At 63.6% G+C, this 26630-nt stretch carries 23 protein-coding genes and 4 pseudogenes; 13 read left to right on the top strand and 14 right to left on the bottom strand.

Annotation, left to right across the window (positions count from 1 at the left end):
• The first annotated feature begins 91 nt into the window (after window positions 1-91).
• Window positions 92-364, top strand: coding sequence for a hypothetical protein (locus OKW40_RS00645; RefSeq protein WP_429487654.1), 273 nt, complete (start codon window positions 92-94; stop codon window positions 362-364).
• 9 nt (window positions 365-373) lie between these two features.
• Here the strand turns inward: OKW40_RS00645 and OKW40_RS00640 are convergent, their stop codons facing one another.
• Genes OKW40_RS00640 through OKW40_RS00630 form a run of 3 tightly spaced genes read right to left on the bottom strand, consistent with a single transcriptional unit; the run spans window position 374 to window position 2730 of the window.
• The gene (locus OKW40_RS00640) at window positions 374-979 is read right to left on the bottom strand and encodes a cation diffusion facilitator family transporter (protein WP_429487652.1); all 606 of its coding nucleotides are present in this window, start codon (window positions 977-979) and stop codon (window positions 374-376) included.
• Window positions 980-995: 16 nt separating this feature from the next.
• Window positions 996-1442: a type II 3-dehydroquinate dehydratase gene (locus tag OKW40_RS00635; RefSeq protein WP_429401981.1), complete on the bottom strand. Its 447-nt coding sequence runs from the start codon at window positions 1440-1442 to the stop codon at window positions 996-998.
• Between the two features lie 4 nt (window positions 1443-1446).
• Complete coding sequence (locus tag OKW40_RS00630) at window positions 1447-2730, bottom strand: MFS transporter (RefSeq protein ID WP_090811841.1); 1284 nt, start codon at window positions 2728-2730, stop codon at window positions 1447-1449.
• A 186-nt stretch (window positions 2731-2916) separates the two neighbouring features.
• Here OKW40_RS00630 and OKW40_RS00625 point away from each other — a divergent pair, with 186 nt between their 5' ends.
• Window positions 2917-3702 (top strand): IclR family transcriptional regulator, encoded by a 786-nt coding sequence (locus tag OKW40_RS00625; RefSeq protein ID WP_018422624.1) that lies wholly within the window; start codon window positions 2917-2919, stop codon window positions 3700-3702.
• A gap of 315 nt (window positions 3703-4017) precedes the next feature.
• Here the strand turns inward: OKW40_RS00625 and OKW40_RS00620 are convergent, their stop codons facing one another.
• Window positions 4018-4305, bottom strand: coding sequence for a high-potential iron-sulfur protein (locus tag OKW40_RS00620; RefSeq protein WP_221309201.1), 288 nt, complete (start codon window positions 4303-4305; stop codon window positions 4018-4020).
• A 186-nt stretch (window positions 4306-4491) separates the two neighbouring features.
• On the opposite strand from OKW40_RS00620, the pseudogene OKW40_RS00615 reads away from it, so the two are divergent.
• The 3 genes and pseudogenes from OKW40_RS00615 to OKW40_RS00605 form a co-directional block, all read left to right on the top strand.
• Window positions 4492-4818, top strand: a pseudogene (locus OKW40_RS00615) (maleylacetate reductase); the annotation flags it as partial.
• Between the two features lie 45 nt (window positions 4819-4863).
• Window positions 4864-5736 carry an intradiol ring-cleavage dioxygenase gene (locus tag OKW40_RS00610; protein WP_429487650.1) on the top strand — a complete coding sequence of 291 codons (873 nt, stop codon included), beginning with the start codon at window positions 4864-4866 and terminating at the stop codon, window positions 5734-5736.
• Between the two features lie 5 nt (window positions 5737-5741).
• Window positions 5742-6053, top strand: coding sequence for a YciI family protein (locus OKW40_RS00605; RefSeq protein WP_429487648.1), 312 nt, complete (start codon window positions 5742-5744; stop codon window positions 6051-6053).
• A 218-nt stretch (window positions 6054-6271) separates the two neighbouring features.
• On the opposite strand, the gene OKW40_RS00600 is transcribed toward OKW40_RS00605, so the two are convergent.
• The 5 genes from OKW40_RS00600 to OKW40_RS00580 all read right to left on the bottom strand — a co-directional run bounded on the left by OKW40_RS00600 (window position 6272) and on the right by OKW40_RS00580 (window position 10536).
• Complete coding sequence (locus OKW40_RS00600; RefSeq protein WP_184023798.1) at window positions 6272-7039, bottom strand: ABC transporter ATP-binding protein; 768 nt, start codon at window positions 7037-7039, stop codon at window positions 6272-6274.
• Between the two features lie 37 nt (window positions 7040-7076).
• Window positions 7077-7790 carry an ABC transporter permease gene (locus OKW40_RS00595; protein WP_429487646.1) on the bottom strand — a complete coding sequence of 238 codons (714 nt, stop codon included), beginning with the start codon at window positions 7788-7790 and terminating at the stop codon, window positions 7077-7079.
• A complete protein-coding gene (locus tag OKW40_RS00590; protein ID WP_429487645.1) occupies window positions 7787-8476 on the bottom strand; it encodes an ABC transporter permease in 690 nt (229 codons plus the stop codon). The genes OKW40_RS00595 and OKW40_RS00590 overlap by 4 nt, the downstream gene beginning before the upstream one ends.
• A gap of 83 nt (window positions 8477-8559) precedes the next feature.
• Window positions 8560-9333: an ABC transporter substrate-binding protein gene (locus OKW40_RS00585; RefSeq protein ID WP_429487643.1), complete on the bottom strand. Its 774-nt coding sequence runs from the start codon at window positions 9331-9333 to the stop codon at window positions 8560-8562.
• Window positions 9334-9618: 285 nt separating this feature from the next.
• Window positions 9619-10536 carry a LysR family transcriptional regulator gene (locus OKW40_RS00580; RefSeq protein ID WP_184069460.1) on the bottom strand — a complete coding sequence of 306 codons (918 nt, stop codon included), beginning with the start codon at window positions 10534-10536 and terminating at the stop codon, window positions 9619-9621.
• A gap of 469 nt (window positions 10537-11005) precedes the next feature.
• On the opposite strand from OKW40_RS00580, the gene benA reads away from it, so the two are divergent.
• The 5 genes and pseudogenes from benA to OKW40_RS00555 form a co-directional block, all read left to right on the top strand.
• A complete protein-coding gene (gene benA / locus OKW40_RS00575; RefSeq protein WP_429355202.1) occupies window positions 11006-12373 on the top strand; it encodes a benzoate 1,2-dioxygenase large subunit in 1368 nt (455 codons plus the stop codon).
• Complete coding sequence (gene benB, locus OKW40_RS00570; RefSeq protein WP_184023816.1) at window positions 12370-12861, top strand: benzoate 1,2-dioxygenase small subunit; 492 nt, start codon at window positions 12370-12372, stop codon at window positions 12859-12861. The genes benA and benB overlap by 4 nt, the downstream gene beginning before the upstream one ends.
• Window positions 12862-12886: 25 nt before the next feature.
• Window positions 12887-13909: a benzoate 1,2-dioxygenase electron transfer component BenC gene (benC, locus tag OKW40_RS00565; RefSeq protein ID WP_429487640.1), complete on the top strand. Its 1023-nt coding sequence runs from the start codon at window positions 12887-12889 to the stop codon at window positions 13907-13909.
• Complete coding sequence (locus tag OKW40_RS00560; protein WP_184061811.1) at window positions 13906-14697, top strand: 1,6-dihydroxycyclohexa-2,4-diene-1-carboxylate dehydrogenase; 792 nt, start codon at window positions 13906-13908, stop codon at window positions 14695-14697. The genes benC and OKW40_RS00560 overlap by 4 nt, the downstream gene beginning before the upstream one ends.
• 48 nt (window positions 14698-14745) lie before the next feature.
• Window positions 14746-14994 (top strand): annotated as a pseudogene (locus OKW40_RS00555) (benzoate/H(+) symporter BenE family transporter); the annotation flags it as partial.
• A 13-nt stretch (window positions 14995-15007) separates the two neighbouring features.
• Here OKW40_RS00555 and OKW40_RS00550 read toward each other — a convergent pair.
• From OKW40_RS00550 to OKW40_RS00530, 5 genes and pseudogenes are all read right to left on the bottom strand, one after another.
• A pseudogene (locus tag OKW40_RS00550) lies at window positions 15008-16466 on the bottom strand (efflux transporter outer membrane subunit).
• 81 nt (window positions 16467-16547) lie between these two features.
• The gene (locus tag OKW40_RS00545) at window positions 16548-17663 is read right to left on the bottom strand and encodes an ABC transporter permease (RefSeq protein WP_184069711.1); all 1116 of its coding nucleotides are present in this window, start codon (window positions 17661-17663) and stop codon (window positions 16548-16550) included.
• A gap of 32 nt (window positions 17664-17695) precedes the next feature.
• Window positions 17696-18677: pseudogene (locus OKW40_RS00540) on the bottom strand (ABC transporter ATP-binding protein).
• Entirely contained in the window at window positions 18674-19639 is a 966-nt protein-coding gene (locus tag OKW40_RS00535) for an HlyD family secretion protein (RefSeq protein ID WP_429487638.1), read from the bottom strand. Before OKW40_RS00535 ends, OKW40_RS00540 begins: the two are co-directional and overlap by 4 nt.
• The gene (locus OKW40_RS00530; protein ID WP_429354298.1) at window positions 19636-20331 is read right to left on the bottom strand and encodes a TetR/AcrR family transcriptional regulator; all 696 of its coding nucleotides are present in this window, start codon (window positions 20329-20331) and stop codon (window positions 19636-19638) included. The genes OKW40_RS00535 and OKW40_RS00530 overlap by 4 nt, the downstream gene beginning before the upstream one ends.
• Before the next feature lie 404 nt (window positions 20332-20735).
• Between OKW40_RS00530 and OKW40_RS00525 the strand changes: the two genes are divergently transcribed.
• From OKW40_RS00525 to treA, 3 genes are all read left to right on the top strand, one after another.
• Entirely contained in the window at window positions 20736-22652 is a 1917-nt protein-coding gene (locus tag OKW40_RS00525) for a potassium transporter Kup (RefSeq protein WP_429487635.1), read from the top strand.
• A 276-nt stretch (window positions 22653-22928) separates the two neighbouring features.
• Complete coding sequence (locus OKW40_RS00520; protein WP_429487633.1) at window positions 22929-24425, top strand: alkaline phosphatase family protein; 1497 nt, start codon at window positions 22929-22931, stop codon at window positions 24423-24425.
• 353 nt (window positions 24426-24778) lie between these two features.
• Window positions 24779-26587, top strand: a complete 1809-nt coding sequence (gene treA / locus OKW40_RS00515; protein WP_429487631.1) for an alpha,alpha-trehalase TreA — start codon at window positions 24779-24781, stop codon at window positions 26585-26587.
• Window positions 26588-26630 lie beyond the last annotated feature (43 nt).

The following is a 26630-nucleotide window of genomic DNA, read 5'->3' as shown; positions in this document are numbered from 1 at the left end:
CGCTTTCTTTATGGCGCTTCGCATTTCAGCGCCAGGTCGCGAAACGCATCACTTGCGTTAGACTGGCTCGAGCAACCGGGAGGAGACCTGGATGATACGCAAGACGCTTAATGCCTCGCAGCTTCAGCAGGAGGTCAGTCGGCGAATCCATCGACTGCAGGAAATCGTCGAGGATGGCGTGAAGATTCGCGTGCCGCGGCCGCAATTGCAAGAGGCTGACAAGACAGGCTGCAACTGGAACATGACCCACTTCGGTAACGTGATCGGCTTCGAGCGCGACATCGAGGGCGTACTCAAGGCCATGCGTGCGGAATACAACCTCAGTACCGAAGTGAAGGACACCAACAACCCGTTCGGGGACTAGTCGCGAAAATTACAACCAGCGCGGGTCGCGCGTGGACGCCACCGTCAGCCAGCGGTCCGGGCCCGATTCGCCGATTGCGCGCGAGATCCTGTCGCGGATCTGGTCGAGATGGCGGACGCCGGCGTGCTCCATCGCCTCGGGCAACACGATATGCACCTCGACGAACAGGCCGCGGCCGACGCGCGTCGCGTAGTGCGAGTGCTTGACGAAGCCGTAGTCGGCGGTCAGTTGTTGCATCAGGTCGCGCAGCCCGCGCTCCAGATCCGGCGGCGTGATCAGCAACACTTCCTTGACCGCGCCGATCACGGTTCCGATCGGCATCGGGATCAGGACGAGCGTCAGTAGTGCGAGCACGCCGGGGTCGATGTACGGTGTCGGGTGGCCGTGCCCGATTCGTTCGAGCAGCCATGCAATCGAAAACGCCAGCAACAGCGCCGCGCTGACGCATGCCGACATCAGCCAGCTCTTGATGTCGAGCCCTATCAATTCGGAGTCGATCGCCCGATTCACGCGCCGCTCGCGCAAGAACATGAGGAAGGCGAACGTGGCAACCACCACTGCGTAGAAGACACCCCAGCCGAACTCGAGCTCCATCGAGGAGCCCGCGTGCTTCATGAATAGAGGAGCCGGCTCAGGTCTGGTTGCCCCACAGATCGTCAATCGCGCGGATTGCTAGCAAGTATCCGTTTGCGCCAGCCCCGCAAATTACCGCGGTAGCCGCCACCGAAATCGTCGAGTGACGATATTCCTCCGAGCGTCGGTGGATGTTGGTGATATGCAATTCCACTACTGGTCGGCGGATGAGCTTGACTGCGTCGAGCACCGAAATCCGACCGAATGAAAAGCCGGCTGGATTGATGATCAGCGCGGCGTCCTGCAAGAATGCTTCCTGGATCCAGTCGATCAACTCGCTTTCGCTGTTCGTTTGTCGGAATACGCAGTCGAACTCGAGGGCGTCGGCCAGCGCGAGGCAGTTCTGTTCGATGTCCTTTAGCGTAGTGCTGCCATAAAGATGAGGCTCCCGCGCGCCCAGCATGTTCAGGTTGGAGCCATTGAGGATGTAGAGTTTGCGAGTCATGGTGTCAGTGTGTAGAAGAGCGTTCCAGGGCCGTGTCCTTGGTTTCCCGGGATATTGCGATCATCAGGAAGGAGATCAGGTTCAGCGAGCCGCAGACCGCTACGATGGCCCAAGGGGAACCGTTAAAGGCATTGAGCAGCGCCACGGCGACGATTGGCATCGGGCCGCCGGTAAGCAGGTTCGCTCCCGAGTACGACAGTGCGGACCCCGTGTAGCGCGCATCGGTCGGAAACGACTCGGCGAACCACACCGGCTGGATGCCGCTCTGGAACTGTGTGAAGCCGAGGAAGGCGCCCATCACGGCCATCGTCATGGCGATCGAGTTCTGGTTGAGAATCGGAAAGTAGATCAGGCAGCAGATCAGCGTGCAGAACGAGCCGATCATCAGCGCACGTTTGCGTCCGATCCGATCGCTCAGATAACCGCCCGCCAGCGCTCCCGCGATGGCACAGACATTCGCAACCATCAGCAGCATGAAACCGGTCTGCTTTGGTACGCCGAGGTGTTTCGTCAGATAGCTGAGCGAGAAAACCACGATCAGATAAAACAGTGCGGCCGGGCCACAGAAGAACAGCGTCAGGCGAAGTGCGGTGCGCCAGTGATATTTGAAAACGGTGCCTAGCGGATTGGCGGCGCGTGTGGGCGAGCCACTCTTCCTGAGCGCCTCGAAGGCCGGTGTCTCGCTAACCTTCCTGCGGATGTAGATGCCCAGCAGCACCAGCACAAAGCTTGCGAGGAACGGGACTCGCCATCCCCAGGAGTCGAAGTCGTCCGATGAAAGCAACGCGGCCAGTGTAAAGAGCGAGAAGTTGGCGAGAATCTGGCTGAGTGGCGAGCAGATGCCAAGCAGGCCCGAATACCAACCGCGTCGGTTAGCAGACGCATGCTCGACCGCCATCAGTTGCGCGCCCGTCGACTCGCCGCCAAGCGCGAATCCCTGGATGATGCGCAGTGTCACCAGCAACGTCGGCGCGAAGATGCCAACCTGGTGGTAAGTGGGCAACAGCCCCATCAGGAACGATGAAGCTCCCATTACCGACACGGTGATAAGCATCAGTTTGCGGCGTCCCCAACGGTCCCCGAGCATCCCGCAGATCACCGCGCCTAGCGGGCGTGCGGCCAGCCCTGCCCAGAAACTAGCCAACGACGCGAGCAGCGAGGCGGTCGGGTCCAGCGATGGGAAAAACAGCTTTGGAAAGATCGTGGCCGCGACCACACCATACAGCGCGAAGTCGAACCATTCGAGCGCCGTTCCGACGGTTGCGCCTGCCACCGCCCGACGCGCCATCAAGTGAGCCTGCGCGGACTGATGTTCCGCGGCAAGGCCTGAATCAGCAAAAAATGACATGTTGTCTCCTGAATTCCTCATATGTCGAACCGTTCGTTCTGGCGACGAACAAGTGCTATTGTTTGCGCTCGGAAAGCGAGGTGTTCCGCACCGGAACTGCATTGCACATAATGAAAATCACGCGAAATGTCGCTTAAAAACGGCCTGAGAATTCTTGATTTCCTGGCGACGCAAGCCGAAGGCGCGGGTCTTCTGGCGATTGCCGACGCTTTGTCCCTGCCCCGCAGCACGTGCCACCGCGTGCTCGCCGAGCTCATCGAAGGCGGCTATGTCAGGCAACTGGTCGATCACAGCCGCTACATTCTGACAATGCGTATGACGTCGAACGGGCTGGAATTCCTGAGCCTGACGGGCATCGCGGATATCGCCCAGCCGATCATCGAACGCGTCGCTGCGCAGACAGGTGAACTGGCGCGGCTGTCGTTGGTGGACGGCGAAGCAATCATCTGGGTGGGGAAGGCGGACGGACAGCGCATCGGCTTTCGCTACGATCCTGACATGGGCCAGGCAGCACGACTTTCATGCACGTCGACCGGACACGCATGGCTGATGACAATGACTGACGAACAGGCGGCGGCACTGGTTCTGAAGCAGGGTTTTGGACAGCCCAATGAGTTTGGACCCAATGCGCCGACGACGCTCAAGGCGCTGCTGGGCTTCCTGCACGCTGCGCGCGTGCGTGGCTACGCGATGATCGACGAGGTGTTTGCCCCGCGCATGTCAGCGGTGGCGGTGCCCGTGGTGAGCGGCTCGCGTTGCGTCGGCGTCATCAGTTTGGCCGGTCCGCGGGTGCGGCTGACGACCGAGAAGATTCACGAGTACTCGATGCTGCTGCGCGAGGCGGCGAATGAACTGGCCCAGCTAAGCAATATGGCGGGATTCCCGAGTCGGCCGCCGCTCGGCAAGGGATGACGAGACACAAGTGTAAAGCCATCCGACCGGCGAACTTCGTCCGCTTCGCGCCGAACTGCGGCCTCCGATACGTTGGCGCAGATGACCGAACGTCTTCCTGTCGGATGCGCAACTAACGGTCGGGCGCCATGCTGCCATCACACTCGGGCTTCGCCCCAAAACCCGCAAGTGGCCGGACTAGACGGTCGATCCTGTTGGATATGACCAGGTGAGATGGTGCTGAACGGAGGCTAGCCTGTTATTCCTTGTCATAACGGCGCACTGGAACGCGGCTATCGGCGCGAGCTACGATGAAGCACAACGACGGCGTGTAAATTACGCCTTTTTCACATAGGCGTTACACCACCCTTTTGCGTCGACCAGCTTGCCCCCGTAGGTCGGACACGGCCCATTCGTGGAACCGGGTTTGCCTTGATACAGTTGGCAATTGGCGCAGGTCTGCCCTGTCTGGTACCGAGGGAATTTCGCCTTGTCGACCTTCGATGCGTCCATCTTGTATCCGAGGGCCAGTGCGGTCGGATCGTTTTCGGACAGCACCGGCGCGTCCGCGTTTGACTTTGTCGAGAGAACCGTCGTTGAGGCAACGGATGCGGCAAGTATCATGAAATGACGGCGAGAGAGCGACACGATCGAAACTCCTTTCGAGACCCAATCAGACGGTGGCAAAGTGACGGTGAACCGGTCAATCGCAAACCGCCTCGTCATAACATGAGCAATCAGCATACCTGCACGATCCACCGTGACGGATTGACAGATTCAGCGATTAGCAGCGAAACAGCATTCACTTCCCATCACAAGCTGTGTCATACGTTGGGCGGTACGTTTAACCTGCCGCATACGGCACACTACACCCACGGCGCCGCGCCCGACGCGCTTGCGCGCGTCGCACGCGCGCTCGGCGGCAAGCGGGCGGCCGACGCGGGTCCGCTGCTGTTCGAACTGAACCGCGCGCTCGGCATTCCGATGGCGCTCGCGCAGATCGGCATGCTCGAGCAGGGACTCGACGAAGCGGCCGATCTCGCGTGCAAGAATCCGTATGCGAACCCGCGTCCCGTGGCGCGCGACGCGATCCGCGCGCCGCTGCAACGTGCGTGGCAGGGCGCCGAACCCGCCTGAGCATTGGCCAACGCAGCGCCGCCAGAACAATCGATGGAGGAAGACATGTCGACAGACAGCAAAGGGGCCGAGCAGGCCCTGACCGAGCAGGTGGTAGCAAGCTTCGCGGGCACGCCCGACGAACGGCTGCGCACGCTGATGCAAAGCCTCGTGCGGCACATGCATGCGTTCGTGCGTGAAGTCGAGCCGACCGAGGCCGAATGGATGTCGGCCATTCGCTTTCTGACCGACACCGGCAAGATGTGCGATGACCTCGTGCGTCAGGAATTCATCCTGTTGTCGGATACGCTCGGCGTATCGATGCTCGTCGACGCGATCAATCACCGTCTCGCGACGGGCGCGACCGACACCACCGTATTCGGTCCGTTCTATATTCGCGGCATGCCCGAGCGCGCATATGGCGAGAACATCGCGTTCACGCCGGGCACGCCCGCACTCGTGCATGGGCGCGTGCTGTCGACGGACGGTGAGCCGCTTGCCAACGCGGTGCTCGACGTCTGGCAGACCGCCGATAACGGCATGTACTCGGGGCAGGACACCGAGCAGCCGCACGGCAATCTGCGTGGACGTTTTCGCACCGACGCCGAAGGCCGCTACGCGATTTCGACGATCGTGCCGGTCAGCTATCCGATTCCGACCGACGGCCCGGTCGGCCGCATGCTCGAAGCGACCGGACGGCATCCGTGGCGACCCGCGCATCTGCACTTCATGATAGATGCGCCGGGGCACCGGACACTGGTCACGCATGTGTTCGATCGCGAGGATCCGTATCTGGATTCGGACGCGGTGTTCGGCGTGAAGCCCTCGCTGATGGTCGACTATCGCGAGTGCTCCGCGGATCACGAACTCGCGCGCCGCTTCGGTTTCGATGGACCGTTCCGCGAAGCGCGCTACGACTTCATCCTCGATCGGAGTTGATGACGATGGCACGTTTTTTCGCGGTATTCGCGACCGACAAGCCCGGCATGCGCGAAGTGCGCGAACGGGTGCGTCCGGTGCATCGGACGTGGTTGCGCGGCAATCCGCATCGTGGCGTGTTCGTGCGCCTCGGCGGTCCGACGCTCGCGCCGCAATGCGATGCGATGAATGGCACGTTGCTGGTCGTCGAAGCGGAGCGTATCGACGATGTGATGGAGTTCGTCAGCAACGATCCGTATATGCAGGCGGGGCTGTTCGATTGCGTCGAGATCCGTCCGTGGGACTGGAGCCTCGGCAATTCGGAACGGAGAGTCTGAGCGATGAACGCTTTTCGCCGCAAAGCGGCGATGCGGGCAGCTCGCGGCGCGCTCACACGAGTCAGGCGTGATCCTCGTGCTGCCGGAGGGCGAGAGCGAACACACGGTGTATCTGTGAACCGCGCGCAGACCAGTGCGATCGGGTGAGTGGCGCAGTCGTTCTGGAAATGATTCGAGGTAAGGCGCGAGGCTGAACGACGCGCCATACCCCGCCGCCGCTACTTCAACCGCCCCGCCAAAAACTGCTGCAACCGCTCACTGCGCGGATTCGTCAGCACCTGATGCGGATGCCCTTGCTCCTCGATCTTGCCCTTGTGCAGGAATACGACATGATTCGACACGTTGCGCGCAAAGCCCATTTCGTGCGTGACGACGATCATCGTGCGGCCTTCTTCTGCGAGCGCCTGCATCACACGCAGCACTTCGCCGACGAGTTCGGGATCGAGCGCCGAAGTCGGTTCGTCGAACAGCATCACTTCCGGCTCCATCGCAAGCGCGCGAGCAATCGCGACGCGCTGCTGCTGACCACCGGACAGATGCGACGGATATTTTTTCTCCGTGCTGGCCGGCAAACCGACCTTGGTCAGATACTTCCGAGCGCGTTCCTCGGCTTGCGCGCGGCTCAATCCCAGCACGCTGATCGGCGCCTCGATGATGTTCTCGAGCACCGTCATATGCGCCCACAGATTGAAATGCTGGAACACCATCGACAGACACGTGCGCATCGTTTGCAACTGCTTCGGATGGGTCACGCGTAGCGAGCCGTTGCGATCCCTGCTCGTGTTGATTTCCTCTCCGTTCAGCGTGATGCGCCCGGAGCACGGCGATTCGAGAAAGTTGATACACCGCAGGAAGGTGCTTTTCCCGGAGCCGCTCGACCCGATGAGGCTGATCACGTCGCCCGCCTTCGCCTTCAGCGAGACGCCCTTCAATACCTCGTTGTCGCCGAACTTCTTGTGCAGGTCGTCGACCGTCAGCTTGTACATGCTCGTATGCTCCATCATGACGCGAATGCGTCCGGGTTTAATGCGCTTGCGGTTTCAGATAAGCCAGCAATCGGATTTCCATCTTGCGGAAGCCCCAGATCAGCGCGAACACGATCGCCGCATACAGGATCGCCGCGATGCCGTACGCCTGGAACGTCGCGTAGGTCGCGGAGTTGACGTCGCGCGCCACTTTCAGAATGTCGGGGACGGTCGCCGTGAACGCGAGTGTCGTCGCGTGCAGCATCAGGATCACCTCGTTGCTGTACGAGGGCAGTGCCCGGCGCAGCGCCGAAGGCAGGATGATGCGCGTGTACAGCTTGAACTTCGACATGCCGTAAGCCTGGGCCGCCTCGATTTCACCGTGCGAGGTCTCCCGGATCGAGCCCGCGAAGATCTCGGTGGCATACGCGCATTCGTTCAGCGCGAACGCGAGCAGCGTGCAGTTCATCGCATTGCGAAAGAAGCTGTCGAGCATCTGGTGCGAATGGACGAAATGCAGACTGTAGAGGCCCGTGTAGATCAACAGCAATTGAACGTATAACGGCGTGCCCCGGAAGATGTAGGTGTAAAGCCAGACGGGTCCGGAGATGCAGCGGTTGCGCGACGCGCGCGCGATCGCGAGCGGCACGGCCAACACGAAACCAAGCACGATCGACGCAACCAGCAACCACAGCGTGATGACGAGGCCGGTGTAGTTGAAGCCGTCCGTGAACAGGTAGTTCTGCCAGTATTGACGAGTCAGTTCGATCACAGCGCGGCCCTCCGTACGCCGATCGAGTAGCGCTTCTCGAGGCGGTTCAAGAGCAGATTCGAAATCGTGGTGATGGCGAGGTAGATGGCCCCGGTCGCCAGCGTGAAGAAGAAGAACGACTGCGTGCTCTTGCCGGCGTCCTGCGATGCCTTGACCACGTCTGCGAGACCGATGATCGACACGAGCGCGGTGGCCTTCACGAGCACCTGCCAGTTGTTGCCGATGCCGGGCAGCGCGAAGCGCATCATCTGCGGGAACAGGATGCGCGTGAACACGCGCCGCGCGCTCATGCCGTACGCGAAGCCCGCTTCGATCTGCCCGCGCGGCACGGAGAGAAACGCGCCGCGGAAGGTTTCGGTGAAGTACGCGCCGTAAATGAAGCCCAGCGTGATCACACCGGCGAGAAACGGATCGATGTCGAGCTGCTCCATGCTGAACATGTCGGTCAGATCATTGAGCCAGATCTGGATGCTGTAGAACAGCAACAGCATCAGCACGAGATCGGGCACGGCGCGGATCAACGTCGTGTACATCGTGCCGATGCGCGAGATCGCACGGTTGGTCGACAACTTCGCGGCGGCGCCGAGAAGTCCCAGCGCAAACGACGCCGCGAGCGACAGCACCGCGAGCTTGATGGTTACCCATGTGCCCGCGAGGAGCTGCGGACCGAAGCCTTGAAACAGCATGGGAGTGTCCTTGTTGAAGGAGCGAACCGCGCGCATGCGCGCGGGGCCTGGCGATCGGGTGGGGCGGGCTCGTGGGGGCGGACTTAACTGCCGTACACGTCGAAGTTGAAGTACTTCTGCTCGATCTTCTTGTAGGTGCCGTCCTTGATCATGTCGGCGATCGCCTTGTCGACCTTCGTCTTCAGATCGGCGTCTTCCTTGCGCATGCCGATGCCGACGCCGGTGCCAAGAATCTTTGGATCGTCGAGTTCCTTGCCGGCGAACGCAAAGCCCGCTCCGCGCGGAGTCTTCAGGAAGCTTTGGTCAGCCTGCACAGCGTCCTGCATCGTTGCGTCCAGGCGGCCCGAGACTAGGTCGGCGTAGACCTGGTCCTGATTCTGGTACGACACGACCTTCGTGCCCGTCGGTTCCCAGTAGGCCTTTGCGAAGGTTTCCTCAGTCGAGCCCTGTTCCACGCCGACCGTCTTGCCCTTCAGCGATTCAGCGGTCGGCAGGATGCCCGAGTCCTGCTTCGCGACGAGGCGCTCCGGCGTTTTGAACAGCTTCGTCGAGAAGGCAATCTGTTCCGCGCGTTGCGGCGTCATCGACATCGACGACAGCACGCCGTCGAACTTCTTTGCCTTCAGTGCCGGAATCATGCTGTCGAAGTCCTGCTCGACCCACACGCACTTCGCGTTCAAACGGCGGCAGATTTCGGTGCCGAGGTCGACGTCGAAGCCGACCAGCTTGCCATCGGTCGCTTTCGATTCGAACGGCGCGTAGCTCGCATCCACGCCGAAGCGAACCGTGGACCAATCTTTGGCGAAGGCGCCGGTGGCAGCGAGCGCGAGGGCGAGGGACAAGGCGAGTTTCTTCATAAAGTCTCCGGGAGGGATGCTGCGAGGTGCGATGTTGTATAGACAAATTATCCGTACGAGCGATGAGCGGCAATCGGGGTTAGTGCTTACGGGCACCCCGGAAGGAGACAGGGAATAGGCGTGAAAGCCTTTGTGTACAAGCTTTAAAGGCTAATTGAAGGGCTGCGGGCGCAGCCGGAATTTTCGCGTATACCCGCGGTCTATACCGCGGCGGATATCTTGTCCATACAACTTCGTTACGACGACGCCCGCCTGGGCGTCGGGCCGCGAACCGCGCAATCCGCTCTACGAATGCGAAGGCGGCAGATAGGTCATGTGCTCTTCGTCGTACAGCGCATAGATCAGTTCGAGCATGCGCTGGATGTCGGCCGATTCGTCGAGCATGCGCATGCTCATGATGATCGGCGACACGAGGTTCTGATCGTCGAGGTCCTTGTAGGCGACGTCGCCGCGCTGCAAGCCGTACACGCTCGCCGGCACGATCGAGATGCCTTCGCCCGCGCCGACGAGGCCGAGCGCGATCTGCAATTCGCGCGTCTCGTAGAGCCGCTGCGGCTTCAGACCGCGATCGTGAAACGCGGCGAGCACCTGGTCCGCGTAACTGGGCCGTGGCGCCTTCGGGAAAATGATCAGCGTTTCGCCGGTCAGGTCGTGCAGCGACAGCACCGGCTTCGCGGCGATCAGCGGATGGCCGAGCGGCAGCGCGACGATCATCCGTTCTTCGCGCAGCACGACGCGCCGGATGCTCGGGTCTTCGTGACGGATGCGGCCGAAGCCGACGTCGATGCGGCCTTCCTTGAGCGCCTTGATCTGATCCATCGTCGACATCTCGTGCAGGCTCAACTCGACGGTGCTGTTCTCGGTACGAAAGCGCCGGATGATTTTCGGCAGCATGCCGTACAGCGTCGAGCCGACGAAGCCCACCGACAAACTGCGCTCGATCTTGCCGACGCGCCGCGTCATCGCCTCGATTTCCGTCGTTTGCGCGAGCAGTTGCACGGCGTGCGAATAGAAGAAGCGGCCAGCCTCGGTCAGCTTCAGCGGCCGCGAGTTGCGCTCGAACAGCTGCACGCCAAGGATGTCTTCGAGCTGCTGGATCTGCCGGCTCAGCGGCGGCTGCGCAATATGCAGACGTTTGGCGGCCTTGGTGACATTGCATTCCTCGGCGACGGCCACGAAGTAGCGCAGATGGCGCAGTTCCATAGAAATACCTTTTAAGTATCGTCGCGATACCAAATCAGTGTTGGACGATGCAAATGGCGTCGAACTATCCTTCAGTTACCGTAGACGCCCCACAAAATTATACCTCCCGAGCATCGATAACTCGGCCCGGTCTGAAGCGTCGGTCGGCCCCTGGAGACGGCGCAGGCAAATCCTCGCGCGCATGGAATCCAAGACCTAGAAAGAGTTCAGGAGCAGCAATGAGACATGCTGATATCGCAACCCCGATGCAAGGGTTGTCCACCGATTCCACCGATTCCCTCAGGCACCAGGTCCCGCCTCCCGTGCCGAAGGTCGAGCGCTTGCGCGCCACGGCCTGACGCCATACGGAGGCGCACCGCCTCCGCTCCCCGACGTGAAAGACCAACCGGCCACCGGCCTCCCGGCAGGCAGGCCGCTCCCTATACGCGTGCGTCGCACGCATACCAACAGTCCGAACCAGGAGACAGGCATGATTCCGATCTACCCGGATCACACTCCACAACTGAAGAACATCGACGACTTTCTCGTGGAAGACCGCGAGCGCGGCGATTACCGCCTGCATCGCAGCGCGTTTACCGACGAGCGTCTGTTCGAACTCGAAATGCAGCACATTTTCGAGGGCAACTGGATTTACCTGGCCCACGAAAGCCAGATTCCGAACAACAACGATTACTTCACGACCTACATGGGCCGTCAGCCGGTCGTGATCGCACGCAATCGTCAGGGCGAGCTGAACGCGTTCATCAACTCGTGCACGCATCGCGGCGCGATGCTGTGCCGCCACAAGCGCGGCAACAAGGCGACCTATACGTGCCCGTTCCACGGCTGGACCTTCAACAACAGCGGCAAGCTGCTGAAGGTCAAGGACCCCGCGGAGGCCGGCTATCCCGACTGCTTCAACAAGGAAGGCTCGCACGACCTGAAGAAGCTCGCGCGCTTCGGCAACTATCGCGGCTTCCTGTTCGGCAGCCTCAGCGATGACGTGCCGCCGCTCGAAACGTTCCTCGGCGAGGCCGCGCGCATCATCGACATGATCGTCGACCAGTCGGAAGACGGTCTCGAAGTGCTGCGCGGCTCGTCGACCTATACGTACGAAGGCAACTGGAAGCTGACCGCCGAAAACGGCGCGGACGGTTATCACGTGTCGGCCGTGCACTGGAACTATGCGGCAACGACCAATCATCGCAAGGAAGAGAACGCGCGCGAAGACAAGATCCGCGCGATGGATGCCGGCAGCTGGGGCCGTCAGGGCGGCGGCTTCTACGCGTTCGAGCACGGTCACATGCTGCTGTGGACGCGCTGGGCGAATCCGGAAGACCGTCCGAACTTCAGCCGCCGCGAGGAATTCGCCGCGCGCTGCGGCACCGAGCGCGCGGACTGGATGATCCAGAACTCGCGCAACCTGTGCCTCTACCCGAACGTGTATCTGATGGACCAGTTCGGCTCGCAGATTCGCGTGCTGCGGCCGCTGTCGGTCAACAGGACCGAGGTGACGATCTACTGCATCGCGCCGAAGGGCGAGTCCGACGAAGCGCGCTCGCGCCGCATCCGTCAATACGAGGACTTTTTCAACGTGAGCGGCATGGCCACCCCCGACGACCTCGAGGAATTCCGCGCCTGCCAGCTGGGCTATGCGGGCCGCGCGGTCGAATGGAACGACATGTGCCGCGGTTCGAAGCACTGGATCGACGGCGCGGACGAAGCCGCGCAAAAGATCGGCCTCAACCCGGTGATGAGCGGTGTGAAGACCGAGGACGAGGGCCTCTACACGGTGCAGCACCGCTACTGGATCGACACGATGAAAAAGGCGCTGAATGCGCCGGGGAGCCGCGCATGAGCAACATCGCCATCACCGATATTCAGGCTTTCCTGTTCCGCGAAAGCCGCCTGCTCGACGACGAGCAATGGGACGAGTGGCTCGCCTGCTATCACCCGGACGCGTCGTTCTGGATGCCATCGTGGGATGACGAGGACAAGCTCGTCACCGATCCGCAGCGCGAGATCTCGCTGATCTACTATCCGAACCGCCAGGGCCTCGAAGACCGCGTGTTCCGCATCAAGACCGAGCGTTCGAGCGCGACGATGCCCGACACGCGCACGAGCCACAACGTGGCCAACGTCGAAGTGGAGAGCGCGGACAACGGCGTGTATACGGTGCGCTTCAACTGGCACACGCTGAGCCATCGCTACAAGACGAATTACAGCTACTTCGGCATGTCGCGCTACGTGATCGACTTCAACGGCGCGCAGCCGCAAATCCTGAGCAAGTACGTCGTGCTGAAGAACGACTACATCAATCAGGTCATCGACATCTACCACATCTAGCCGGTGCGGTTGCAGGAGACAGGCCATGGAACACACTATCGCACTTCAGTTCGAAGACGGCGTCACGCGCTTCATCAGCTGCCGCGAGAATGAAACGCTGTCGGATGCCGCATATCGGCAGAAAATCAACATTCCGCTCGATTGCCGTGAAGGCGCGTGCGGCACCTGTCGGGGGCTGTGCGAATCGGGTGCGTACGACATGCCCGAGTCGAGCTACGTCGAAGATGCGTTGACCCCCGAGGAAGCGAGCCAGGGCTATATCCTCGCGTGCCAGACGCGGCCGCGCTCGGATCTGGTGATTCGCGTGCAGGCGTCGTCGGCGGCGTGCAAGACCGGGGTGTCGCGTTTCGAAGGCACGCTCGCGGCGGTCGAACGGCTGTCGGATTCGACGATCCATTTCTCGATCGATATCGACGGCGCGAGCGCGCCGAGCTTTCTCGCGGGTCAATACGTGAACGTCGAGATTCCGGGCGCGAGCGGCGAGAGCCGGTCGTACTCGTTCAGCTCGGCGCCGGGCGCGACGCGCGCGGCGTTCGTCGTGCGCAACGTGCCGGACGGCAAGATGAGCGGCTTTCTGAGCAACGATGCGCAGCCTGGTCAGCAGATCGGCTTCACGGGTCCGTATGGCAGCTTCTATCTGCGCGATCCGCAGCGTCCGGTGCTGTTCCTCGCGGGCGGCACCGGCATCGCACCGTTTCTGTCGATGCTCGACGTGCTGAAGGCGAGCGGCAACCTGCAGCCGGTGCGCCTCGTGTACGGCGTGACCAACGACATCGATCTGGTCGCGCTCGAACAGATCGAAGAGGCGCAGCGCTCGCTGCCGAATTTCAGCTATCGCACCTGTGTCGTCGATTCCGCGAGCAGCCACGAGCGCAAGGGCTACGTGACCGCGCATGTGGATAGCGAATGGCTGAACGACGGCGACGTCGACGTCTACCTGTGCGGCCCGGTCGCGATGGTCGAAGCGGTGCAGGGCTGGCTGCGCGACAGCAGCGTCGAGCCCGCGAACTTCTACTACGAAAAATTCTCGGCGAGCAACGTAGCATGACTTCGACCTTTACCGATCGCTTCAAGGGCAAGGTGCTCGTCGTGACCGGCGCGGGCCAGGGCATCGGCCGTGGCGTCGCGTTGCGCGCGGCGCGCGAGGGCGCGGCTTTGGTGCTGGTCGACCGTTCGCCGATCGTGCACGAGGTGGCCGAAGAGATCACGTGCGCAGGCGGCGAAGCGCGCGCGTTCATCGCCGACCTCGAAACCTATGCGGGCGCGGCCGCGATGACGGCCTTCGCGATCGAGGCGTTCGGCCGCATCGACGCGCTCGTCAACAACGTCGGCGGCACGATCTGGGCGAAGCCGTACGAGGAATATGAAGCAGAGCAGATCGAGGCCGAGGTGCGGCGTTCGCTGTTCCCGACGCTGTGGTGCTGCCACGCGGTGTTGCCCGCGATGCTGAAGCGCGCGAGCGGGGCGATCGTCAATGTGTCGTCGATTGCGACGCGCAGCATTTATCGCGTGCCGTATGCGGCTTCTAAGGGCGGCGTCAACGCGCTGACCGCGAGCCTCGCGTTCGAGCATGCCGAACACGGCATCCGCATCAACGCGGTCGCCACCGGCGGCACCGAAGCGCCGCCGCGCCGCGTGCCGCGCAATACGGCACCGCAAAGCGAGCAGGAAGCGACGTGGTATCAGGGCATCGTCGATCAGACGATCGCGTCGAGCCTGATGCATCGCTACGGCACGATCGACGAACAGGTCGGCGCGATCCTGTTCCTCGCTTCCGATGACGCGTCGTATATCACCGGCACCGTGCTGCCGGTCGGCGGCGGCGATCAGGGCTAGCGAGCCGCGGCCGCTGAACAATGCCGATAGGCCGCGCGGCGATCGTCCTTCATACTGCTGCCGAAGGAGTTCGTCGCGATTCTGGCGGGCCTCGCGTTGATCGGTGCGATCACGTCGAACGTGATGGGCGCGATCCAGGACGAAGACCATCGCGAGGCCTCCGTCATCACGTTTCTCGCGACCGCATCCGGTATGACGTTCCTCGGGCTCGGCTCCGCGTTCTGGGGCATCGTGATCGGCTCGTTCGCGTACCTCGTGCTGAACAAGGTGCGGCGCGAGACGCCTGCAAACCGATGACCAACCGATCGACTCAAGGCCGCGCCCCGAGCGCCTGATAGAGCGCGGCGGTATCGGCATAACGCTGCGCGGCGGCTTTGGTGCGATCGAGTCCGGTCTGCAATTCCTGGCGCTGCGTGTCGAGCAGTGTCAATTGACTGATGCCGCCCGCCGCATACCGCTGGCTGGCGATCCCTGCGCTGTGCTGTGCGCTGCGCTGCGCGGCGTCGAGTGCCTGTAATGCAATCGCGTCCTGATCGAGCGCGCGCAGCGCGTCGGCGACCTGTTGCAGTCCCTGCAGCACGGTTTGCTTGTAGACGGCGAGCGCCGCTTGCCAGGCCCGCCTCCGACGAGCGCTTGCGCGCCAGCAGTTCACCGCCGTGGAACAGCGGCTGCGTGAGACCCGCACCGAAATTCCACACGTTGAAGCCCGTCAGCAGATCGGACACGTTGACGCGTTCGGTCGCCGCGCTGCCCGACAGCGTGATGCGCGGATACAGGTTCGCGGTCGCGACGCCGATGTTCGCGCTCGCCTGATGCAACAGCGCCTCGGACGCGCGAATGTCGGGTCGCTGCCGCGCGAGCGTCGACGGCAAGGTCAGCGGCAGATCGGCCGGCAGCACTAGCGTGTCGAGGTCGAGCGCGGCGAGGTCGTGGGTGGTGGCCAATTCCGCCGGCGCGCGTCCCAGATAGATCGCGAGTTGATGATCGGTCTGCGCAAGCTGCGTGCGCAATGGCGGTAACGTCGCGCGGGTTTGCTGCACGAGCGTGCGCTGGCTCAGCAGATCGACCTCGGAGATGCCGCCCGCGCCATAGCGGCGTTCGGCGATATCGAGTTGCTGCATCTGGTTGGCGAGCAGCGCTTCGGTGAGGGCGATCTGCCGCGCGAGCGACGCGCGCCGGACCGCCGCCGTCACGACGTTGCCCGCGACCGTCAAACGCGCGGCTTCGAGTTCGTATTGCTGATAGTCGACCTGCGCGGCCACCGCTTCGAGCGCGCGGCGATTCGCGCCGAACAGATCGAGCGTGTACGACACCATGACCTGTGCGCTGTACAGCGTGAACGGCGCAAACGCGCGGCCCTGCGTCAGCTGACCGAAGCCGAGCGCCTCGGGATCGATTTTCTCGCGCGTGGTCGACAGGTTCGCATCGACTTGCGGCCATAGCGTGCCGCCCGCCTGCGCGCGATAGTCCTGCTGCGCTTCGTCGAGTTTCGCGCGGGCTTGCGCGAGAGTCGGGCTATCGTCGAGCGCCTGTTGCACGAGCGCGTCCAGCGCCGGCGAGCCGAAAGCGCGCCACCAGCCGTCGCCGGGCACCTCGGTCGGCACGAAGTGTTGCGCGGCGCCGCCGGGACCATCGGCTGCGACGGTGCTCGCCGCAAGCGGCGCGGCGGTATAGCTCGACACGCTGGTCACGTCGGGTCGATGGAAATCCGGGCCGACGCTGCACGCGCACAATGCCGCGCTTGCGCAGAAGCCGGCCAGCCGGCGCATGGCGCAACGCTGCGACCAACAAGCCGCGCGATGAAAAACCGCGTCACGAAAGCCAGGAGCGGAACACATTGCAGGCCTTCCTCAATCGAGCGTGCGCCGATAGAACTTCACGGCGATACCCATTACGACGAACAGAAAGATCAGCAGCGGCCATACATGCGGCCACATGTCGGCCCAACCGACGCCCTTGAGCAGAATGCCGCGCACCAGCCGGTTGAAGTAGGTGAGCGGCAACAGGTTGCCGATGTACTGCGCCCACTTCGGCATGCCCGCGAACGGAAACATGAAACCCGACAGCAGGATGTTGGGCAGAAAATAGAACATCGTCAGTTGCATGGCCTGCAACTGGTTCTGCGCGAGCGACGACAGCGTAATGCCGATCGTCAGATTGGCCGCAACGAACAATAGAGCGGACAGATACAGCGCGATCAGACTGCCTTCGAACGGCACGTTGAACACGAAGCGCGCCGCCGCGAGAATGATGCTGACCTGCACCAGGCCGATCGCCACGTAAGGCACGATCTTGCCGGTCATCACTTCGAGCGGCAGTACCGGCGTGGCGAGCAGATTTTCCATCGTGCCGCGCTCGCGTTCACGCGTGATCGCGAGGCCCGTCATCATCACCATCGTCATCGTCAGGATCACGCCCATCAGGCCGGGCACCACGTTGTACTGGGTCAGGCTTTCGGGGTTGTAGAGCCGGTGCAATTGAACGTCGAAAGCGGCCGGGCCGACCGCGAGCGTCGACAGCGGACCCGTGAGGTCCTTCTGCAACACCGACTGCGCGATCGACGGCAGCGCGCCGAGCGCGGTGCCCACCGCGGTGGGGTCCGTCGCGTCGGCTTCGACGAGCAGCGATGGCCGCGCGCCCTTGGCCAGATCGCGCGTGAAACCGACGGGGATATTCAGAACGAACAACACCTTGCCCTGTGCGAGCGCACGGCGACCGGATTCTTCGTCGGGCAGCGTCGATACGATGTCGAAGTAATCGGAGTTGCGCATCGCCATCAGGAAACTGCGCGTGAACTCGCTGTGATCGGCGGCGATGACGGCGGTCGGCAGATGCTTGGGGTCGGTATTGATCGCGAAGCCGAACAGCGCCATCTGCATGATCGGCAGCACGATCATCATCGCAAACGTGATGCGGTCGCGCTTCAGTTGCAAAAACTCCTTGCGCACGACGCTCCACCAACGCATCAGCGAAAAGCGTGGAAGTCGGCGCGCGGAATTCACGGTGCTTTGCCCGAAGGGGTGGCGTAATTGTCGGTAGAGCGGTTCATCATGAAGATGAACACGTCCTCGAGGCCGGTTTCCTGTCTTTCGATCCGCAACGCTGGGTCCGAATGAGCCAACTGGTCGATGGTCGCGTGGAGTTCGGGCGTGTCCGGACCGCTCACGTGCAGCGACGAACCGAACGCCACCGTCTGCTCGACGCCGGGCGAGCGGCGCAGCCGGTCGCCGAGCTCGACGAGATTCTGGCCGTACACGGCCCACGTCACGAGCCCTTGCGAATCGATGACCTGTTTCGAGGTGCCCTGCGCGAGCAGCTTGCCGTAGGCGATATAAGCGAGCTTGTGGCAGCGTTCCGCCTCGTCCATATAGTGCGTGCTGACGAGCACCGAGATGCCGCGCGCCGCGAGGCGATGCAACTCTTCCCAGAAGTCGCGGCGCGCGCTCGGGTCGACACCTGCGGTCGGTTCGTCGAGCAGCAGCAGTTCCGGCTCATGGAGCATGCACGCGGCCAGCGCGAGACGCTGCTTCCATCCGCCCGACAGTGCGCCGGCCAACTGCTTCGCACGGCTTTGAAGGCCAAGCTGTTCGAGCGCGCGATCGACCGCCTCCCGGCGGATTCTTCATCTCGTAGATGCGCGCAACGAAGTCGAGGTTTTCGCGGATCGTCAGATCTTCCCAATAGGAGAAGCGCTGCGTCATATAACCGGTGCGCCGCTTGATCTGCGCGCTGTCCCGCACGATGTCGTAGCCGAGACACGTGCCGCTGCCGGAGTCGGGCGTCAGCAGTCCGCACATCATGCGGATGCAGGTGGTCTTGCCGCTGCCGTTGGGGCCGAGAAAGCCGAAAATCTCACCGCGCTGCACGCGCATCGTGACATCGTTGACCACGTGCTTGGTGCCGAAATGCTTGTTCAGCCCCTGCACGTCGATCGCGTACACGGGGTCGCTGGCATTGCCGGGGGGCGCGGGCGCACTCATTGCAGCGTGACCGTGACGGGCTGGCCGGGCCGCAGCTTCGGCGCATCGGCACTCTGAGGTCGGGCTTCGACCATGAACACGAGTTTCGCGCGGCTTTCGTTGCTGAAGATCACCGGCGGCGTGTACTCCGCCTGGTCCGAAATGAAGCTGAGCACGGCCGGCACATCGGCCGCGCAACCGTCGCAATGAATCGATACGCGACGGCCCGGCGCGAGCGAACCGACCACTCCCTGGGGCACGAAAAAGCGCACCTTGACGTTCTCCGGCGGCAGCATGCGCACGACGGGGCTGCCGGCCGGCACCCATTCGCCGCTGCGATACATCGTGTCGAACACGAGGCCGGCGTGCGGCGCGTGCACGCTTTTCTGATCGAGCTTCCATTGGGCCTGGCCGAGCTGGGCCTGCGCCGCGTCGACCTGCGCCTGCTGCGCGCGGATCTGTTCGATCCGCCCAGGCAGACGCGCGACGGCCAGCTGGCTTTGCAACTCACGCACGTGCGCGGCGCTCGACAACGCGGTCGCACGCGAGTCGTCGAGCTGGCTTTGCGCGATGCCGCCCGCGCCGAATTGCTGTTGGTCGCGGCGGAACTGCGTCGCGGCGCGCGCCGCATCGGCTTCGGCCTGCACGAGTTGCGCGCGCGTCACAGCGACTTCCGGCGGACGCTTGCCGGTTCCAAGGTCGGCAAGCTGGGCGCGGGCCGAGCGCAGTTGCTCGCCCGCCTGCGCGACGGCGTCGGTTTCGTTCTGCGCTTCGAGCGCGAAGAGCGGCGTGTTCTGCGCGACGGTCTGCCCGCGCGAGACCGCGAGCTCGGTCAACTGTCCCGCCTGCGAAGACGCGAGGTACAGGAACTCGCCTTCCACATAGCCTTGCCACGTGTTCGCCGGTGGTCGCGAACAGCTTGCGCACGCGATGCACAGCGCGAGCAACGCGGCACGTCGGGATGAGCTGGCGAACACGATCATGACGGCTTGCCCTTCGCGCGGCGTGCGGTGGACGTCGCCCCGGTTGCGGCCTTGGCGTTGGTCTCGACCGCCGTGGTTGCACTCATGCCCTGCGCGAGCAGCGCGACGACATGGCGTTCGAGCCTCGCGCGATCGAACGAGGTGCGCGGATTCAGGCGCTGCCAGATCCTCGCGGTTGCCTGCGGCAGCATCACCAGAGCGAGCACCGAGTTGAACAGCAGCAACGGTTCGAGCTGGGCGTTCAACTGACCCGACGCGCAGCCACGCGCGATGTTCTGACCGAACGCGGCGAGCTTTTGCACGGGGATGCGCGCAAACGCGCGCTCGCGCAGCAAACCGCCTTCGTTGACGATCTCGCGCAGCCAGAGCGAAGGCAGCCACGGCATGGTTTCGGTGACATCGAACATGCGCTTGACGATGCCTTGCGTCAGCGCGAGCGGTTCGTCGTGTTCGGGATCGACCGGGTCCCAGATCGCGCCGAACGCGGCGACGAGCCTTTCCTCGAACAACGCGTCGAGCAGCTTTTCGCGCGTCTGGAACCAGTAGTGCACCATCGCGGATGTCACGCCGCTCGCCGCCGCGATCTGCGCAACCGTCGTGTTGGCGATACCGCGCTCGGCGAACAGCGCCACCGCGACATCGAGCAGATGTTCGCGTGCGTCGAAGTCCTGCGGATGAGGACGACGACCCATTCGGGAACGGGCGGCTTGCGGCATGGACACCAGACTAATTGATGAGTTAGTTAGTTTTAACTCATTGATGCTAGGATATTTTCCGGTATGGCGAAGGAGGGGAAACCCCTGGCGGCGGGCGGCCTTTATTCTCTCGTTGATCCGCGTCAGGAAACGCGCGACGTCACTGCCTGGGTAGCTTCGCTTTCGCCGTTCCGACTGACGTTAAGAGGACAATGGACGGCAGCCGGCATCCCCGCGCGAAGCGCACTTTCGCCGGAAATTTCTATACTTTCTCTAGCGCACACCCGGCACGATTCAGCCCGTACGACCCAAACGAATTCACGTCAACGAAACGAAAGAATCGAAGCGAACCCGCAGCGCGGCCCTCACGGCTCACGCACGATTCGTATGAGGAGGCAGACATGGCACATTCCGCATCCGCCGCGCCGGCGAAGGAAGGCCACGGCGAAGCGTCGCCGGCTCTGCCAGCGCTCGCGCTGGCCGCGCTCGGCGTGGTCTATGGCGACATCGGCACGAGCCCGCTCTATACGCTCGCCACCGTGTTCGATCCCAGCAACGGTCTCACGCTCAATGCTTTCAATATCGTCGGCATCGTCTCGCTGATCTTCTGGTCGCTGATGATCGTCGTTTCGCTCAAGTACGTCGTACTGATCCTGCGGGCGAATAATCATGGCGAAGGCGGCATCATGGCGCTGCTCGCGCTCGCGGCGTCGTCGATCGCGTCGCGGCCGCGTTTGCGTCGCGGCCTCCTCGTGGTGGGCGTGATGGGCGCGGCGCTGTTCTTCGGCGATAGCGTGATCACGCCGGCCATTTCCGTGCTGAGCGCCGTGGAAGGGCTCGAAGTCGTCGAGCCCGGGCTCAAGACCTATGTGATTCCAGTGACGCTCGCCGCGCTCATCATCCTGTTCGTCACGCAAAAGCACGGCACGGGCGGCATCGGCGCCGTGTTCGGGCCCGTGATGGTGCTCTGGTTCGTCGTGATCGGCGTGGCGGGCGTCGCGAACATCATGGCCGCGCCGGTCGTGCTGTATGCGCTCAATCCGCTGGAAGGGCTCGGCTTCGTCATGCATCACCGCTGGCTCGCGTTCGTCGCGCTTGGCGCGGTGGTGCTCTCGCTGACGGGCGCCGAGGCGCTCTACGCCGACATGGGCCATTTCGGCAAGCGACCCATCCGCCTTACCTGGTTCGGCGTCGTTTTTCCCGCGCTCGCGCTCAACTATCTGGGCCAGGGCGCGCTGCTGCTGGCGAACCCCGGCGCGGTGCAAAACCCGTTCTACCGCCTGTTCCCGCAGTGGGCCATCGTGCCGATGATCGTGCTGGCGACGATCGCCACCGTGATTGCCTCGCAGGCCGTTATTTCGGGCACCTATTCGATGACGATGCAGGCCATGCAGCTTTCCTTCCTGCCGCGCATGAACGTCGTGCATACGTCGGAGCGCGAGATCGGGCAAATCTACGTGCCCGGCATCAACTGGATCCTGTTGATCGCCGTGGTTGCGGCGGTGTTGGGCTTCCGCTCGTCCACGGCGCTCGGGTCCGCGTATGGCATCGCCGTGACCGGCACGATGCTCATCACCACGTTCCTGACGTTCTTCGTCGTGCGTTACGCGTGGCGCTACAACTGGCTGCTGTGCCTGCTGTCCACCGCGTTCTTCTTCGTGATCGACGCGCTGTTCTTCTCGGCTAATCTGCTCAAGATCGTCGATGGCGGCTGGTTCCCGCTCGTGATCGGCGCGATCGTGTTCACGGTGATGGCGACGTGGGGACGCGGCTGGGAAATGATGCTGGCCGAAGCGCGCGTGCGGGCGGGAAAGACGCCGCTCAAGCCGTACCTCGCTGCGCTGCTCGAAAGTTCGCCGACGCGCGTGGGCGGCACGGCGATCTTCCTGACGCCGGACGCCGAAGCGGTGCCGCACGCGCTCGTCAACAACCTGCGGCACAACCGTGTGCTGCATGAGCGCACGGTTTTCCTGAGCGTAATAACGAAGAACGTGCCGTGGGTGGCCGACAGCGAGCGCGTGCAGATCAGGCCGCTGTGCACGGGTTGCTGGCACGCAACGGTGAAGTACGGATTCAAGGACGAAGTGGACTTGCCGCGCACGCTGGCCGCCTACAAATCGCCGGAACTGGCCTTCAACCTGGACGACACATCGTGGTTCCTGAGCCGCGCGGCCGTGGTGCCCAAACGCGGCCATGGCATGGCGCTATGGCGCGAACGGCTTTTCGCGGTGATGCTGCACAACGTGGGCAATATCGCGGCGTTCTTCAAACTACCGGCCAATCGCGTGATCGAAGTCGGCGCGCGCGTGGAGATCTAGAGCGCGCCGTTCAGCAAGCGCGGAGCAGCGGCCGGCCTGCTTCGATACTCCTCGGCCCCGTAACCGCCGCGCCTGCGTAGTCAGCACGCGAGGCGGAGGCGAATCGCCCTTGTCCCACGCTACCGTTGAGCGCCGCTTCGCAACGGCCCTCGGATACCTCGGGTTCGAAACTTGCTGCCCACGACCAACCCGCCGCTCGAATCGGCGCGCGCGTTTTGCTTCGCGGCAGGCTGGCATGGTCGGACGCCCGCGCCGCATCCAACCAGGAGACGTGTCATGGGCGACGAGACTCACCAGAATCACGGACACGACCGGCGCCGCTTTCTTGCGGGCGTGGCCGCGGTGGCCGGCAGCGTTGCGCTATCGGGTTGCGGAGGCGGCGTTGGATCGGGCGGAGACGAAGAACCGGGCGGAGGGAGCGCCAGCGAACCCGCGTCCTCGATTACCGACATTCCATCGCCCAACGCCGCCGACCGCTACAGCCTGCCGCGCCCGGCGTTGCCCGCGCCGGCCAGTTCGGGCATCGACTTCATCGTGCTGGTCACGATGGAAAATCGTTCCTTCGACCATTTCCTCGGCTGGGTGCCGGGGGCCGAGGGCATGCCCGCGAACCAGCACTTCAAAGACGCGTTCGGCGCGACGCAAACGCCGTTTTCCCTCGCGGCGAATGCCGCGTACGGCTATCAGGCGTGCGCCTACCAGGACCCTAATCACAGCTTCTCGGGGGCGCGCACGCAACTGGCATCGGGTGCGATGAATGGCTGGCTGCTCACGCCGGGCACGAGCCTGATCCCGGGCGACCTGCTGCCTATCGGCTACTACACGTCGGCCGATCTTCAATTTTTCAACGCCGTGGCGAGCAGTTATACGATCGGCGACTTTTACTTCAGCGGCATCCTGACCAGCACCTTTCCCAATCGCCTCTATCTGCATAGCGGCGCAACGGATCGGCTCGACGACAGCACCGACACTTCGTCGCTCGCCACGATCTGGGACAAGCTGAGCGATGGCAATATCGACTGTCGCTACTACTACCACGACGTGCCGTTCACGGCGCTTTATGGCACGCGTTATCTGGGCATTTCGCGCCCGTTTGCGGATTTCCTCGTGAATGCCGCGGCCGGGACGCTGCCGCCATTCTGCATGGTCGATCCGTCCTTCGCGGGCGAGCCGGAAGGCGTTTCCGCCGACGATCATCCGCATGCCGACATCCGCGACGGCGAGGCGTTTCTCGCGCAGGTCTACGAGGCGCTGCGCACGAGCCCGACGTGGAGCCGCACGCTGATGATCGTCGTCTACGACGAATGGGGCGGCTTTCTCGAGCACGTGGTGCCGCCCACCAGGCCGATCAGCAACAACGAGCTCACACTCGGCAACGACGGCAAGCTCGGCTTTCGCGTGCCGCTCGCGCTGCTTGGCCCGCGCGTGCGCGCGAACTCGATCACGCGCTATCCGTTCGACCCCAGCTCGATTCACGCGCTGCTGCAATGGCGCTTCGGCTTACAGCCGCTTGGCGTGCGCGGCAGCGATCCGGCGACGTTCAATCTCGCCTACGCGCTCGATCTCGACGACGCGCCGCGCACCGACGCTCCCGCGTTCACGGTCGCCCAAGGGCCGTTCGGCGGGACGTGTCTGGGGGCGGCGGCACCTTCGCCCTCAAGCTCCGTAGCGGCGATCGATCAGTCGCAAAAGCTGGCGATCAACCCGACGGCGGACCGCTTCGCGGATCTGCGCGCGAAGGCGGCGTCACTAGGATTCCGGACCGGAGGCTAAGCTGGGTTTCCGCTTAAAATGAGCGGGCCGCAAGCCGGCGCCGGACAGGGCCGCGCTGGATTCTGAATGGCAGCGCGCACGGCGGGATGCACGGCCTGATGAAGGCTCATGCCATGAGCGCAGTTTGGTGAGAAACGCTTGCGCGCGACATCGTTTTGCGAAGCGGGCCCCGCACTTGCTGGCGAGACCACCTCGAAGCCCCGCGGTAGCGTGCAGCATGTCATCGGCGCGCGCGGCGGGCCGCCTACGTCGACGTCACCGCGTCGTCCTCAACGGGTCCGCCGATGCCATTTCGTTACGATCTTCCCGTTTGGTGTTCCCGCGAGCGGCCGTACCGCCGCGTTGTGGCCTCCGTGGCCGCCGCGCTGGCGCTCGCCGCAAGCACCAGCGTCATTGCGCAATCCGCGCCGACGGTCGCCCAGACCCAGCCGGCCGCGCCGGCCGTTACGCTGCCCGCATCGGCCGCCGCCGCGAATACCGCCAGCAGCGCCGCGGACCGGCACGTCGAAAACACGGATCACGCGCAGCCGTCGCCGGTCGTGCCGACGCCGCCGTCCGAGCTGTACGGCGAGCTGTATCGCGACGTCGAACTCGCGCATCTTTACCCGGACAGCAAGACGTTTGCCGATATGTCGCCAGGCGAGCCGCCGGCCCAGGTCATCGCCGACTACGACAGCCAGCGTGCTCAGCCGCGCTTCGACCTGAAACAATTTGTCGAACAGCGCTTCACGCTGCCCCCGCGCGCGCCGAAGCGCTACGCGTCCGATCCTGACGAGAGCGTCACCGCGCACATCGATACGCTGTGGAACGTGCTGCGTCGCGAACCGGATGCGAGCGCGAGCCCGTACTCGTCGCTGTTGCCGCTGCCGTCGCCGTACATCGTGCCGGGCGACCGCTTCGACGAGATCTACTACTGGGATTCGTACTTCATCCTGCTGGGGCTCGACGCTAGCGGCCAGCACGCGCTCGTCGACGACGAGCTGAACAATTTCTCGACGTTGATCGACCGCTATGGCCACATCCCCAACGGCAATCGCACGTATTACCTGAGCCGTTCGCAGCCGCCGTTCTTCGCGCAGATGGTGCAGCTCGTCGCGCGCAAGGAGGGCGATCAGGTCTACGCCCGCTATCTGCCCGAGTTGCGCCGTGAATACGCGTACTGGATGGCCGGCAGCGACCATCTCGCGCCGGGCAACGCGGCGCACCATCTCGTGCGCCTCGCCGACGGCACGCTGCTCAATCGCTACTGGGACGAGCGCGCGGCGCCGCGCGACGAGTCGTACCGCGAGGATGTGATGACGGCGCAGCGGATGCCGCAACGCGATGCGCGGGATTTGTGGCGCAACCTGCGCGCGGGCGGCGAAACCGGCTGGGACTTCAGCTCGCGCTGGTTCGCCGACGGCAGGACGCTCGCGAGCATCGACGTGACCTCGCTAGTGCCAGTGGACCTGAACTGCCTGATGGCGGACCTCGAACGCACGCTCGCGAAAGCCTACCGTGTGACCGGCGATGCAGGCCACGCCGAGAATCTCGAACTACGTGCCCGGGTGCGCGCCGATGCGATCCGCCGGGTGCTGTGGGATCCGCAACTGCACGCTTTCGGCGACTACGACTTCGTGCACCGCACGCTCACGCACCGGCTTACCGCCGCGACGGTGTACCCGCTTTACGCCGGCGTCGCGACACGCAACGACGCGCGCGAAGTGGCGCAGACGATCCGGCGCGATCTGCTGCGTCCGGGCGGTCTCGCGACGACGCGGACCAACACTGGCCAGCAGTGGGACGAACCGAACGGCTGGGCGCCGCTGCAGTACCTCGCGGTGATCGGGCTGCGCCGCTATAGCGAGCCGGAGCTCGCGCGCGATATCGCGACGCGCTGGATCCGCACCGACGTCGCGTACTACCAGCGCACCGGCAAGCTGGTCGAGAAGTACGACGTCGACGCGAGCGGCAAGTCGGCGGGGGGCGGCGAGTATCCGCTGCAGGACGGCTTTGGCTGGACCAATGGCGTGCTGCGCGTGCTGATGCAGCTCTATCCGGATGCGGTGAGTTCGACGAAGCCGGCCGATCTGCCGGGCGGCGCGGTGGGCGTGTCGGATGCGGCGGCATCGGCGGCGGCCGCGCCGCAGACGTCGCACAGCACGTCGCCCGCGGGCCACTAGTTGCAAAGAGGCGCGCAGCCAGGCCTGCGCGTTCCGAAGAGGT

Source organism: Paraburkholderia sp. RAU6.4a, from assembly GCF_050435625.1.
Lineage (GTDB): Bacteria > Pseudomonadota > Gammaproteobacteria > Burkholderiales > Burkholderiaceae > Paraburkholderia > Paraburkholderia tuberum.
Note: the sequence above shows the minus strand (reverse complement) of the source record. Positions and strands in the feature narration are given on the sequence as shown.